General features: G+C 61.8%; 13 protein-coding genes and 1 pseudogene. 9 read left to right on the forward strand and 5 right to left on the reverse strand.

All coding sequences use genetic code 11. The features are described 5' to 3' along the window. Positions 1-180: 180 nt before the first annotated feature. The 5 genes and pseudogenes from PQR40_RS13065 to PQR40_RS13085 all read left to right on the forward strand — a co-directional run bounded on the left by PQR40_RS13065 (position 181) and on the right by PQR40_RS13085 (position 4,990). On the forward strand, positions 181-1,080 hold the full coding sequence (locus tag PQR40_RS13065; protein WP_408229142.1) for a LysR family transcriptional regulator: 900 nt from the start codon (positions 181-183) through the stop codon (positions 1,078-1,080). A 243-nt stretch (positions 1,081-1,323) separates the two neighbouring features. Beyond that, a pseudogene (locus PQR40_RS13070) lies at positions 1,324-2,646 on the forward strand (MFS transporter). A gap of 109 nt (positions 2,647-2,755) precedes the next feature. Further along, on the forward strand, positions 2,756-3,796 hold the full coding sequence (locus PQR40_RS13075) for an amidohydrolase family protein (RefSeq protein ID WP_408509124.1): 1,041 nt from the start codon (positions 2,756-2,758) through the stop codon (positions 3,794-3,796). Further along, on the forward strand, positions 3,793-4,473 hold the full coding sequence (locus PQR40_RS13080; RefSeq protein ID WP_408509125.1) for an RraA family protein: 681 nt from the start codon (positions 3,793-3,795) through the stop codon (positions 4,471-4,473). Before PQR40_RS13075 ends, PQR40_RS13080 begins: the two co-directional genes overlap by 4 nt. A gap of 118 nt (positions 4,474-4,591) precedes the next feature. Beyond that, positions 4,592-4,990, forward strand: a complete 399-nt coding sequence (locus PQR40_RS13085; protein WP_408229154.1) for a hypothetical protein — start codon at positions 4,592-4,594, stop codon at positions 4,988-4,990. 23 nt (positions 4,991-5,013) lie between these two features. On the opposite strand, the gene PQR40_RS13090 is transcribed toward PQR40_RS13085, so the two are convergent. The 3 genes from PQR40_RS13090 to PQR40_RS13100 all read right to left on the reverse strand — a co-directional run bounded on the left by PQR40_RS13090 (position 5,014) and on the right by PQR40_RS13100 (position 7,666). Continuing rightward, on the reverse strand, positions 5,014-5,868 hold the full coding sequence (locus PQR40_RS13090; protein WP_408509126.1) for an AraC family transcriptional regulator: 855 nt from the start codon (positions 5,866-5,868) through the stop codon (positions 5,014-5,016). A gap of 23 nt (positions 5,869-5,891) precedes the next feature. Next, positions 5,892-6,605 carry an alanyl-tRNA editing protein gene (locus PQR40_RS13095; RefSeq protein ID WP_408229160.1) on the reverse strand — a complete coding sequence of 238 codons (714 nt, stop codon included), beginning with the start codon at positions 6,603-6,605 and terminating at the stop codon, positions 5,892-5,894. A gap of 116 nt (positions 6,606-6,721) precedes the next feature. Next, a complete protein-coding gene (locus PQR40_RS13100; RefSeq protein WP_408509127.1) occupies positions 6,722-7,666 on the reverse strand; it encodes an aromatic alcohol reductase in 945 nt (314 codons plus the stop codon). Positions 7,667-7,696: 30 nt separating this feature from the next. Between PQR40_RS13100 and PQR40_RS13105 the strand changes: the two genes are divergently transcribed. The 4 genes from PQR40_RS13105 to PQR40_RS13120 all read left to right on the forward strand — a co-directional run bounded on the left by PQR40_RS13105 (position 7,697) and on the right by PQR40_RS13120 (position 10,122). After that, positions 7,697-7,825 carry a hypothetical protein gene (locus PQR40_RS13105; protein ID WP_408509128.1) on the forward strand — a complete coding sequence of 43 codons (129 nt, stop codon included), beginning with the start codon at positions 7,697-7,699 and terminating at the stop codon, positions 7,823-7,825. A 201-nt stretch (positions 7,826-8,026) separates the two neighbouring features. After that, a complete protein-coding gene (locus tag PQR40_RS13110) occupies positions 8,027-8,938 on the forward strand; it encodes a LysR family transcriptional regulator (protein ID WP_408509129.1) in 912 nt (303 codons plus the stop codon). Positions 8,939-8,980: 42 nt separating this feature from the next. Then, the gene (locus PQR40_RS13115) at positions 8,981-9,547 is read left to right on the forward strand and encodes a chromate transporter (protein ID WP_408509130.1); all 567 of its coding nucleotides are present in this window, start codon (positions 8,981-8,983) and stop codon (positions 9,545-9,547) included. Between the two features lie 2 nt (positions 9,548-9,549). Further along, positions 9,550-10,122 (forward strand): chromate transporter, encoded by a 573-nt coding sequence (locus PQR40_RS13120; protein ID WP_408229184.1) that lies wholly within the window; start codon positions 9,550-9,552, stop codon positions 10,120-10,122. Between the two features lie 137 nt (positions 10,123-10,259). Here PQR40_RS13120 and PQR40_RS13125 read toward each other — a convergent pair whose 3' ends face one another. Together PQR40_RS13125 and PQR40_RS13130 are read right to left on the reverse strand one after the other, a co-directional pair. Beyond that, the gene (locus PQR40_RS13125; RefSeq protein WP_408509131.1) at positions 10,260-11,255 is read right to left on the reverse strand and encodes an ABC transporter substrate-binding protein; all 996 of its coding nucleotides are present in this window, start codon (positions 11,253-11,255) and stop codon (positions 10,260-10,262) included. 123 nt (positions 11,256-11,378) lie between these two features. Continuing rightward, positions 11,379-12,176, reverse strand: coding sequence for a BPSS1780 family membrane protein (locus PQR40_RS13130; RefSeq protein WP_408509132.1), 798 nt, complete (start codon positions 12,174-12,176; stop codon positions 11,379-11,381). Positions 12,177-12,181: the final 5 nt, after the last annotated feature.

Below are 12,181 nucleotides of genomic sequence, written 5' to 3' on the forward strand. Positions count from 1 at the left end.
CCGCGTCCTCAATCTGATGGAAGTGATATAAACACCAATTTTATATATATTTTTTGATTTTACCAGCTTCATCGTCGAGCACCGGCTGCGGCGCCGTGACGTCCTCCATGTGCATAGGCATTGCGTCGTCCGCGGTACAACCCGCTATCCTCTGCCTACCGAAGATCAGGAAAAATGGATATGAATCTCAGGGCGTTACAGTGCTTCGTGATTCTGGCTGAGGAGCTCAATTTCAGCCGCGCCGCCGAGCGCCTGCATATCGCCCAGCCCGCGCTGAGCCAGCAGATCCGTTCGCTCGAAGAACGGCTCGGCACGCAGTTGGTGGATCGGGCAAGGCGCCCGCTGAGTCTGACCGAGGCCGGCCATTATCTCTGCACGGAAGCGCGCCAGATACTGGGTTCCCTGGAACAGGCGAGCCTTGTGGCCCAGGAGATCGGTGTGGGCCGGCGCGGCTGGCTCAGCATCGGCTTCACGCGCTCGGCGATGTACAGCATCTTGCCGCCCGCGCTCAAGGCGTTTCACCACGCGTTCCCGCAGGTCGAACTCAAGCTCTTCGAATTGCTCACGGAAGAGCAAACCGATGCGTTGCGCGATATGCGCATTCACATCGGCATTGGGCGGCAACCGCTGGCGATTGAGGGTTGCACGTCCTATCCGCTGCTGCGCGAGCGCGTCATGGTCGCACTCGAACCGAGCCATCCGCTTGCCGCGCACGACACCGTGCGGATTACCGATCTCGCCGATACGCCGTTGATTCTTTATCCGAAGCACCAGAACGCGCAGTTCAAACGCTCCGTGCAAACGCTCTATCGCGACGCGGGTGTGACCCCGGTCGTCGCTCACCAGGCCTATGAAATTCAGACCGCGATCGCGCTCGTGGCGGCGGGTCTGGGCGTCACGTTCATCGGCGAATCGGTCGCGCGGCACGGACGCACCGACGTCGTATTCCGCCACCTCAGCGGTCCCGGCTCGGCGTACCGATCGACACTCGCAGCTACCTTTCGCACCGACGACGCTTCACCCCATCTACGCGCCTTCCTTACCTGCCTCCCCGCTCCGCTTGCTACCCCCACACTATAAGTAAAAACCTATACAAGCATAAGCAAGCGGTCTTGGACTCCCCGTCCGAGCGTTCTTATCATGAAGTTCTTTGCTTCGGCCCCGCCCGTTCATGAGCGCATCAGCCCATGCAGACACGAGCGGCCCCTGAAATCCGGCCGCCAATCACGCGGTCAACGGACACTGCCGGCGTTCGATCCGGCAGGCCGACCATAAGAACGCAGCGACGGTTCATGAAGCCGTGGCAGCAAGGTAGGAGACAGCATGACCTCATTGAACGAAGCCGCAACCATGCGCAAAGTGTACGGGCGATTAATGCCCCTGCTCTTTGCGATGATGTTCTTCAACTATCTGGACCGGATCAATATCGGTTTCGCCGCGCTGGACATGAACAAGCAGCTGGGTTTCAGTCCAGCCGTGTTTGGTTTCGCGGGCAGCATTTTCTTCTTCGGCTACATGCTGCTGGAAGTGCCGAGCAACCTGTTGCTGCATCGGGTCGGCGCACGCCGCTGGATCGCGCGCATTCTGCTCACATGGGGCGCGGTCGCGGCAGCCACCGCCTTCGTCTTCAACGATTCGAGCTTCTATGTTTTGCGCTTTCTGCTGGGCGTGATGGAAGCGGGTTTTTTGCCGGGCGTAGCGGTCTATCTGACCAAATGGTTTCCTGAGCGCTACCGGGCTCGCGCGGTGGGTGGCTACATTATCGCGGGATCGTTTTCGGCGGTGCTGGGCGGTCCGATTTCAACGACGTTGATGACCTACGCGAACGGCGTTCTCGGTTTGCAGGGATGGCAATGGATGTTCATCCTCGAAGGCGTCCCAGCGATGGCGCTCGGCCTGCTGACGCTGCGCATCATGACCGAACGTCCGGCCGACGCCAACTGGCTTTCCGACGACGAAAAGCGCTGGCTCGAATCGACGCTCACCGCCGAACGCGAGGTTGTCGGCGGCAATACCCATTTTCCGCTGCTGCGCGTGGCGAGCGACATCCGCGTATGGAGCCTCGCGTGTCTGTTCGGCTGCGCGTTGGTTGGCATTTATGGTCTGTTCCTGTGGCTGCCGCAGATCGTCAAGAGTCTCGGCCATCTGAGCAATATCGAGGTCGGCTTTCTGTCCGCTGCGCCGCCGCTGCTCGGCGTGTTGGGCACCTTCCTGATCAGCCGCAGTTCCGATCGCACCGGCGACCGCAAGAAGCACCTCGCCTTCGTGTACGGCATGAGCGCACTGGCGATTGCCGGCAGTGCGTACGCGCCGAACCCTGTGATCGCCTACGCGCTGCTGTGTCTGACTGGATTGTTCATCTACGCGGGCAACCCGCTGTTCTGGAGCCTCGCGTCGTCGTTCAGAACCGGTGCCGCGGGCGCCGCGACCATCGCGCTGATCAATACCATCGCGCAGTTCGGTGGCCTGGTCGGCCCCTAGAGCATCGGGCTGGTACGCAATGCAACCGGCAACTTCAAGCTGGCCCTGCTGACGATCGCGGCGTTTCTGGTGGTCGCGACGATCATCGCGCTCGTGATGCGTGTCACGCCGGCTGAAAATGACGCCGCCTCGCTCGCGGGCGGCGACCCTGCCCCGCGCGCTTGAAACCGCTTGAAAACCGTGGCTCAAGAAATAGCGAATGCACGACGCGGACCTTTAAGAACGCGCAAGCACAGGTAAGCACTCACAAGGATACCCAACGGGTTTTCACACCATGATCATCGATTGCCACGGTCACTACACCACCTCGCCGAAGCAGCACGAGGCCTGGCGCGCGCAGCAGATCGCCGCGCTGAAAGACGGCGGTTCGCCGCCACCGCGCCCTGTCATTACCGACGACGAAATTCGCGAGAGCATCGAAACCGGCCAGATTCGCATCCAGCGCGAACGCGGCACCGACCTCACGATCTTTTCGCCGCGCGCCGCCGGCATGGGGCACCACCTCGCCTCGGCCGATGCCAATGCGGCCTGGTCGAGCGAATCCAACGACCTCATCCATCGCGTGGTTTCGCTGTTCCCGCGCAACTTCGTTGGGGTGTGCCAGTTGCCACAGGCACCGGGCACGGCACCGGCCAATTGCATCGCCGAATTGCGGCGTTGCGTGGAAGAGCTCGGATTCATCGGCTGCAATCTGAATCCGGATCCTTCGGGCGGCCACTGGTCGGGACTGCCGATCACGGACCGCTCGTGGTATCCGCTCTATGAAGCGATGGTGGAACTCGACGTGCCAGCGATGATCCACGTGTCCTCCTCGTGCAATCCGAATTTTCACGCGACGGGCGCCCACTACATCAACGGCGACACCTCCGCGTTCATGCAGTTGCTACAGGGCGATCTGTTCGCCGACTTCCCGACCCTGCGCTTCATCATTCCGCACGGCGGCGGCGCAGTGCCCTATCACTGGGGACGTTATCGGGGCCTCGCGCAGGATATGAAGCGGCCGCTGCTCAGCGAATACCTGATGAAGAACGTGTTCTTCGATACCTGCGTGTATCACCAGCCCGGCACCGAACTGCTCGCCAAAGTCATTCCGGTCGAGAACATCCTGTTCGCGTCGGAAACCATCGGTGCGGTACAGGGGATCGACCCGGAAACCGGCCACTACTACGACGACACGCGGCGCTACATCGACGCAATCGAATGGCTCAGCGACGCAGACCGTCAGCGTATTTACGAAGACAACGCCCGCGCGGTGTATCCGCGGTTGTCCCGTCAACTCGAGCAACAATTCGCCACCCAAGGGGCAACGTTATGAATACCGCTACGAATCCAATCGGTTGGCGCGAACACGAATCCGCGCCTCAGGCAAACCAGGCAACACTCGACGCATTGCGTGAACTGGCAGTTTCGCTGCTCAGCGACAACATGGCGCGCGCGAGCGGAATGGTCGGCTTGCGGCCATATCATCTGCCAAAGCCGATGGCCGGCACCGCGGTCACGGTGCACACCCGCGCCGGCGACAACCTCGCCATCCATCGCGCGTTCGACTTTTGCCGGCCCGGCGATGTGCTCGTGATCGACGGCGCCGGAGATCTGACGCAAGCGCTGATGGGCGAGATCATGGCCAGCTTCGCGGAGAGCCTGGGCGTGCAGGGCCTCGTCATCGACGGTGCGATCCGCGATGTCGGCGCGCTGCGTCAGCGCGATTTTCCGGTGTATGCGCGTGGCGTGACGCATCGTGGGCCATACAAGAATGGCCCCGGCGAGATCAACGTGCCGGTCACGGTCGGCGGGACGGTGGTTCATCCCGGGGATATCATTGTTGGCGATGAAGACGGTTTGCTCGCGATCTCGCCCGCTGACGTGGAAGCGGTGATCGACGGCGCACGGCGGCAACATGCGAAGGAAACGGCGGCGTTGAAGTCGATCGCCAATGGAAGTTTCGATCGGTCCTGGGTCGTGCCTCATCGCGACCGGATGATGAACAACTGACTTCACGCTTGGCGTCAGAGCGTGCATGATGCTGGTTCGCCGCGTATCGTGAGTCGCGTACCACGTGTCGCGGCGAATCAGCCATCATCGTCCCCACCCCGCAGGAATCGCGTACCTCATGGCGGAATATCTGAACGCGGCAACGCTCCTTGAACTCGCGCAACGTGCGGAACAACGTGACGTCGCGCCATGCACGTGTACTAAAACACCACTGGACGGCTGGCTATCGCAACCGCTTTCTCTCGACGAAACGCAGTTGAAGGAAGTCGGCACGCTTGCACCGGATGACGACCCTGAACCCACGTTCAGCGAGTATCTGCCGGGCAAAACGGGCTACTGGTCGGCCGACGCGCCCATCGCGCCGCGTTACTTCCCGTACAACCGCTGTACCGTCTGGCAGTGCTCATTGTGCAGCCGTCTTTATCTGCGATACACGGAAGGCGGTGGCTACTTCGTCGATCGCAGGATTCGCGCTTTACAGTCGGCATTGATCGAGGACGTTCCGCTTCCTGAATAAAGCTGCATTCCGGCGGCGCGCACCTAATGCCCAGGCTTCAGCGCCGCATACGTCCCCGGCGTAATCCCATAGGCTCGTTTGAAAAGCCGGTTGAGATGGCTTTGATCGTAGAAGCCAACGGCCGCGGCGGCCGTCGCCGCGCCATGCCCCGCTGCGAGCATCCGTTTTGCCGCGAGCAGCCGAACCTGCGTTGCATAGGCGTGCGGCGGCAGTCCAAACTCTTTACAGAAGGCACGGGTGAGGTAATAGCGGCTCAGCCCGACAAGTTCCGCCAGTTCGTCGACCGGGATATCGCGCGCATAGTTGGCGGCGACGTACTCACGCACTTGCGCCATCTTGTGGGCTTCGCGCCGCGCTTCGCCGAGTTCGTGCCTCGATTGACCGTATCGTCCGACCAGCATCCCCATCGCGGCCCACCAATTCGCCTGCCGCTCCATCAGCGAAACGGAGCCGTGTTCATCGAGACTCGCATGCGCCTTGACCAGCAGACCGGCAAGGTGCGCATCCTGATAGAGGCCAGGCGGGATCAGAAGCGGTTTGTCGGGACGCGAGTCGGGCGAGAACACCGCGCCCAGCGCACCCAAGCCCTCCATGTCGAGGTAGATGGCGCGATAAATCCATTCGCGGCCTTCCCACACCTCGCCGCTGTGATACTCGCCCGGGCCGAACACGAGCACGCTGCCGGGTCCGGCGACGTCGCTGCCCGTGCGCGTATGACACTGGCCCGCACCGGTTTGCGTCATGACGATGACGAGTTCGTCGTGCAGATGCCGGTCGAATTTGTGCTCGCCATAGCGAGCACTGGCGAGGCAGGCGCCGTCGAGCGCGCCGTCTCGCCAGCACACCACCTCCGGGCCGCTTTTATCCGATGTGTCCATGGGTCGCTCTCCCGGGATGTCCTTCAAACCAGCTCAATTCTCACCCGGCGATTGCGGCGCCCCTTGTTCTCTATCTTCACGATGCGGATCGGTCTCGATTGCGCCGTATTGGTCAGATGCGTGCCGCCGCAAGCCTGCCGGTCCAGGTCGCCGATTTCGACGATCCGCACCGTGCCGTCGGATGTCGGCGGCGGCGCCACTGAAAGGCTGCGGATCAGGCCCTGGGTCGACTTTGCTTCCGCCGCGCTCACGTAGTAGGTGCGCACGTCCATGGCGCTGCGGATCACCTCGTTGGCGGGCTCCTCCAGCAGGCGCAGCGCGTCGTTATCCGCTTCGGGCAGATCGAAGTCCATCCGGGCAGTGCCGTCGGCATTGATCTGCGCGCCGGTCACGAGCGCGCCGGCGAAGCGCTGATACACGAGGGCGTTGAGAATATGCGTGGCCGTATGAAGCTGGGCGACGGCGGCGCGCCGGGCCGCGTCGACGGCCACGTGCACGTTGCCGTTCAGTTCGAGCGGCTCATCGAGCAGATGCCATAGCATGCCGCCTTCCGATTCAACGCCGGTAATGCGAACCGCGCCGTGCGCATGCGTCAGCGTCGCGGCGTCCGACACCTGCCCCCCGCCGCCCGGGTGCAAGGCCGAGCGGCCCAGCACGACTGCGCCGGGCCGCGAGGCGATCACGCTCGTTTCGAACTCAAGTAAGTCCGGCTGCTCATGGCAAAGATAGTGCGGCACCTTGATGTCCTCGCGTGAAATGACTGATTACGCCTAGCATACTCAGTCTCATGGGAGGTCGTCTTGGTTAAAAATGCCCTTTACGGCTGGGGCCGGATCATGGCCGCTAGCGCGGCCTACTCACTCGCCACACTTTCACCCGCCAACAGATTGGTCCGCATCCACGCCTCGAGATCGCCGACTTCAATGCCATGTTGCGCATTGAATGTCCGCTCCTTGTCCCACGCCACACCAGTTCCTTCGGCGAACACGAGCCGATATTTCCTGATCGGATCGCCGGGCTGCTGAGCCAGTTCCCCCCTCAACTGCGGCACGCTCCACTGGACACGTTCGACGTTCAGGCCCAGCATCGCATCGACTGCGTCCGCCAATCGGCGATAGGTCACCGTGTCGCCCGCGACGTAAACAATCTGCGCGGCAATGCGCGGTTCAGCAAAGACGATCTCCGCCGTCAGCATGCCGATGTCGGCGGCGGTTGTCACGGTGACGGCGTTGTCCCAGCTTCCCAGGGCGTGCACCGTGTTTTGCTCCAGGTTCACTACACCAAAAGACGGGTCAAACAGGAAGCTGGTGAACATGCCTGTCGACACGATCACCCACTCCGTCTGAGTTTGTGCGCGTAAGAGATCGCGCACGTCCAGTTGTTCGTCGAACAGATCCTGCGCGCTGCCCCGACCAATAACGTCGTAATCCACGCCGAATTGCCAGGGGAAATAGCGCTTGACGCCGGCTTCGAGCGCGGCGCGGGCGATCTTGAGCTGCACGCCTTTGCCGCCGACAAAACCCGTGCACGAGATGACGGTGTCGAAGCGTCGGAAAACAGCAGCGAGCGATGCTTCGGACTGGTCCGCCAGATCGCCCGGGACCAATTCGATGTTGAGTGCGCGCAGTTCGGCGACATCCTTCTGCTTGAGCGAATCGCTCGAAGCAATGGTCGACGAGCGCAGGAGAGCCGCGACCGAAACGCCCGGCCGCGACGCAGTGTGGCGCGCAAGACTGTGTAGAACGGCCATACCGAGTTCACCGGCGCCGAGGACGAGAATGGAATTTTTGTACGACATGGATACGACCTCTTCAAAGCTTGAGAAGTGTTGTCAGAAGCGTCCGCTTACGCGAGCCGCCGTCACCGGCGCGACACCTCGCAGTGGCTTGCGCTGGAGGTCAACCGGACGATCTGGAGTGTAGGTGCGCTGATGGGCGGCATTGTTCGCCGTCGTTGAAATGAGATCGCGCCCGGGTCGAACGATCCGCCTTCAATTCGCTACTGGCACTGAACCGTTTGAGCTGGGCAGCACGCAGATCGCGGTACGATGGAGGCCCCGCCAGGCAGTCCGCGAGCGGCGGGGAGCGGATTGAGTAGCGAGTTGAGAACAGCGAGCTGAGAAGCGGATTGAGAAGCGAACTGGACAGGCGCCGTGCTTATGGACAAACTTCAAGCGATGACCATTTTCGCGCGCGTTGTTGAAGCTCAGAGCTTCAGCAAGGCGGCGCAAACGCTGTCGATGCCGCGATCGTCGGTTACGACGATCATTAAAAGTCTGGAGCATCATCTGGGCACCACGCTGCTGCGCCGTAGTACGCGCACGCTCAGCCTGACCGACGCGGGCAATCGATACTACGCCTCATGCCGCGCCATTCTCTCCGACATCCAGCAGGCGGAAGGCGATTTATCGGAAGACGCAGCGGCGCCGCGCGGGCGCGTACGAGCGGACATGCCGGGCGTGATCGGCCGGGCAATCGTGTTGCCGAGGCTTCGGGAATTCGAGCAGCGCTTTCCTGACATCGAACTCGTACTTGGACTGAGCGACCGCCCTGCCGACCTCATTTACGATGGCATCGATTGCGTCATCCGTAGCGGAGAACTGGCTGATTCGACCTTAAGTGCGCGCCAGCTCGGGCAACTGGTCTGGCTCACCTGCGCGTCGCCGCGCTATCTGAAGGAGCATGGAGAACCAGAGACCGTGAGCGGGCTCAGTACCCACCGCGCGATCAATTACATATCGAATGCGACCGGCAGACCGTTAGACTGGCGCTTCAGCGTGGACGGCGAAACGCTCACCATGACCATGCAAAGCCGCTTTGCTGTCAATGAAACCGAAGCCTACCTGCAATGCGGCCTGGAAGGGTTGGGACTGATCCAGTTGTCGGAGTTCGTAGCGTTGCCATACCTGAAAACAGGCCGGCTGAAAGAAATTTTGGCACATGCGAGATGCTCGCCGGTGCCCATTTCCCTTGTTTATCCACACGGCCGGCACGCAAGCGGTGCCACCCGAGCGTTTGTCGATTGGGTCGTGGAGATTTTCGAGCAAAATGACATCCGACGAGGTACTTAACCGGGATTCACCCGTCATACGCCAATCTGACTGGAAGATTCGATGTCCAAACAAATTGCTAACGCGAGTCGACCGCCCACCCTCACCGGGCTATTCCTGATATTCAGCCGTATCGGGCTCACCAGCTTCGGTGGCGGCCTGAGCGGCTGGCTCCTGCGGGAATTCGTCCAGGATCGCGACTGGATCAGTGAAGAAGACTTTTTGAACGGCCTGGCGATTTCTCAGGCGCTGCCGGGCATCAACGTCAAAAACATGGCGATATGGATCGGCCACCGTCTGCTCGGCTGGCGCGGCGCGTTGCTGGCAGTCGCCGGCATCATCATCCCGCCCGCTATTTTTATTATTGTTCTCGGCACGCTTTTCAGTCACCTGCTGCAGTTCCCAATCGCTCACATCCTGCTCGCAGGCGCGGCAGCCGCGGCCACCGGCCTGTCTTTGTCGATGGGTGTGACGACCGCGCTCCGGGTGCGGTGCAGACTCCTTCCTCTGCTCTTCCTCGCGGGCACCTTCATCGCGGTCGGCATATTGCGTCTGCCGCTGGTGTGGGTCGTGGCAGGCGCGGGTGGCCTGAGCGTGCTTGCCGAATACATCAAACTACGCAAAGCCTAGCCATGTCGAATCGCGTTCTTCTACAGCTAACCGCGGTTTTCGCGCCCCTGTCGCTGGTCACGATAGGCGGTGGCCAGGCCATCATCGCCGATATCCAACGGCAGGTTGTCGACGTGCATGGCTGGATGACGCATGCCCAGTTCGCCGTCGACTTTGCCATCTCGCGCATGGCGCCCGGCCCCGGCTCGCTGCTGGCTACGTTGATCGGCTGGCAGATCGCGGGGTTCTGGGGCGCTGTCGTGGCCACGCTGGCATTGCTCGCGCCTACCGGCATCCTGATCTACGGCGTGACCCACATCTGGACACGCTATCAGGGCGCGGCGTGGCAATTGGCGCTCGAGCGCGGGCTGCGGCCCGTCGCCTCCGGCATGATCCTGGCTGCGGGATGGGTTCTGCTGAAGTCGCTCGACGGCGGGCTTCCGGCCAAAGCGATTGCCCTCGTTTCAGTAGCCACGCTGCTCAGCACGCGAATCAATCCGCTGCTTCTACTGCTTTGCGGTGCCTTGCTGTTGCTGGGCATGTCTGAGCTCGGCGCCAGCCTCCCCGCCATGCTTCAAGTGCATATAGCGAGCTAGTGCAATTCCATCACGGCGTCTGCAGCGTGCCGTCCCTCAGGCGAGTTTGCGTCCACGTCGATGGTGGACGCCGGGCGCACACCCGCCGGCTTCGCCAGGCACGGCGCAACGCGCCACAAGGCGCGCTACCTTTCGCCTCAGACCTTTGCGATGTGCGTCTCGGCAATCGCGCGGACATCGATGCGACGCGGCAGGATAGCGTCGCGGTCCGCGCTGTCGGCGACTTTCTGGAGTGCGGCGATATCCGCCTCGGTCACGAAGTGCTGTTTCAATGACGCGCGCTGCGTGATCTGCCTGGCGGCTTCGAACGGTGAGCGCGTCAATGTCGAGTAAACCTGCGCGTAAGCGTCGGGGTTTGCAAGCGCCCAATCACCCGCACGTTGCAGCCTGAGCAGAACGTCTGCCATGGCCGCGCGTTTGCGCGCATCCGCAAGCGCGGCACCCGACGCCGTGATAAAACCGAGACCACTATTGATACCGGAACCGTCGCGCAAAATGCGCGCGCCACGTTGGACAGCGATGCCGTAGTAAGGATCGAACGTCGCCCATACTTCGATCGAGCCGGACGCGAACGCAGCAAACGCATCGACGGGCAGAATGAAACGGACCTTGACGTCGTCCTTCGAGAGTCCGGCTTCGGCGAGTGCGCCATACAACTGGAATTGCGAAATGCTGCCGCGCGCCGACGACACGAATACGTTGCGCCCCTTCAGATCCGCCACCGTACGAATCTGCGAATCGCGTGCCACCAGAATGCCGAGTTGCGCGCCCGAGCCCACACGCGTCGCGACGATCTTCAAGGTCGGGTCGCCGACAGCCGCTGCAAGCACGGGCAAATCACCCGCCGGGGCAAGATCGACGGCGCCTGCGCGTTGCGCCTCGAAGAGTGGCGCCGCCCCCTGGAAGTTGGCCCAGCGAAATGCGTATGGCGTGCCGTCGAGTACCTTCGCCGCTTCGGCGAGCGCCCGTGTGCCGCCGGCCTGGTCGCCGAGCACGAGCGTGGTCGTCGCCAGATCGGCGGCCTGCACGCTGCGTGAATGAAATGCGCCGGTTGCGGCAAGCGCCGGAACTGCACTGAGCAGCTTCAGCGTACGTCGACGCACGGAAAAAGACGTGAAAACAGAATCGGCCATATGCCCTCGCTTGCACTATTTCTGCAAGCGTAGCGATCACCATGCATCATGAGAATGATTCAATTCCGATATCTATATCGCGGCCGGGCAGCTATCTTTTTCACCCAGGCACGAACCCGTCACTTACGACTTCTCGAATATGCCGCGATAGCCGCCGTACATCGACAGAACGATCAGCGCGCTGATTAGCGGCATCACCACCAATCCGCGCAGAAGCAATGGCGCCGAGTTGGCCAGCAATACATCGCCCGCGGCCACGATTCCGTACACGGACGCAACGCGCCAGTTTCGCACGACAGCACGCAAACTTGCCGCCATCGCACTCAACGGTGAGACGTTGTTCAGAACAACCAGCGTCGGCGCGAACCAGACCAGCGAAGCCGCGACCGCATAGGCCAGCATATCGAGTACCGGCTCCAGCGCATTGCCCGTGCCGTTGCGCGTGCCATAAACAATCGTCAGGTCATGCATGCCATTCGGTGTAACAGATGCCTTCATGGACACATGGAACGCCGCGAACGAAATCAGCTGACCCGCACAGGCAACGGCAGCGCCGCACAGCCCGATCGTGATCAACGCATTGCGATGCACACTGACGGCCTCGACCGTCTCGCGAATCGACCACGGACGCGCATTGCTCGAGCGTTCCTGCATCAGCACCAAACCGGCGGCGAGGATCGGCACGACGAGCACTGCCAGCACGCGCAACGGCGGCGCCAGTTCGAACAGCGTCGCGAAATCGGCGCAACCGAGAATTGCCACGAGCCACAGCACCGGATTCGCGCGAGCGATGCGGAACCCGTCCGAGAGCCAGCCGGCAACGCTTTGCAAGCTGACCACGCGACTATCCGGATAGCGCAATCCGGAGGCATGTTGCGGACGTGCCGGAACTGCCGTACCGCCTGAATAATGCATATTCATGACCG

The organism is Paraburkholderia sediminicola (assembly GCF_046026855.1).
Taxonomy (GTDB): Bacteria; Pseudomonadota; Gammaproteobacteria; order Burkholderiales; family Burkholderiaceae; genus Paraburkholderia; species Paraburkholderia sediminicola_A.

Excerpts from the sequence above, each read along its gene's own strand:
- PQR40_RS13065 (WP_408229142.1), top strand. The coding sequence starts at position 181 with ATGAATCTCAGGGCGTTACAGTGCTTCGTGATTCTGGCTGAGGAGCTC.
- PQR40_RS13075 (WP_408509124.1), top strand. The coding sequence starts at position 2,756 with ATGATCATCGATTGCCACGGTCACTACACCACCTCGCCGAAGCAGCAC.
- PQR40_RS13080 (WP_408509125.1), top strand. The coding sequence starts at position 3,793 with ATGAATACCGCTACGAATCCAATCGGTTGGCGCGAACACGAATCCGCG.
- PQR40_RS13085 (WP_408229154.1), top strand. The coding sequence starts at position 4,592 with ATGGCGGAATATCTGAACGCGGCAACGCTCCTTGAACTCGCGCAACGT.
- PQR40_RS13090 (WP_408509126.1), bottom strand. The coding sequence starts at position 5,868 with ATGGACACATCGGATAAAAGCGGCCCGGAGGTGGTGTGCTGGCGAGAC.
- PQR40_RS13100 (WP_408509127.1), bottom strand. The coding sequence starts at position 7,666 with ATGTCGTACAAAAATTCCATTCTCGTCCTCGGCGCCGGTGAACTCGGT.
- PQR40_RS13110 (WP_408509129.1), top strand. The coding sequence starts at position 8,027 with ATGGACAAACTTCAAGCGATGACCATTTTCGCGCGCGTTGTTGAAGCT.
- PQR40_RS13115 (WP_408509130.1), top strand. The coding sequence starts at position 8,981 with ATGTCCAAACAAATTGCTAACGCGAGTCGACCGCCCACCCTCACCGGG.
- PQR40_RS13120 (WP_408229184.1), top strand. The coding sequence starts at position 9,550 with ATGTCGAATCGCGTTCTTCTACAGCTAACCGCGGTTTTCGCGCCCCTG.
- PQR40_RS13125 (WP_408509131.1), bottom strand. The coding sequence starts at position 11,255 with ATGGCCGATTCTGTTTTCACGTCTTTTTCCGTGCGTCGACGTACGCTG.
- PQR40_RS13130 (WP_408509132.1), bottom strand. The coding sequence starts at position 12,176 with ATGAATATGCATTATTCAGGCGGTACGGCAGTTCCGGCACGTCCGCAA.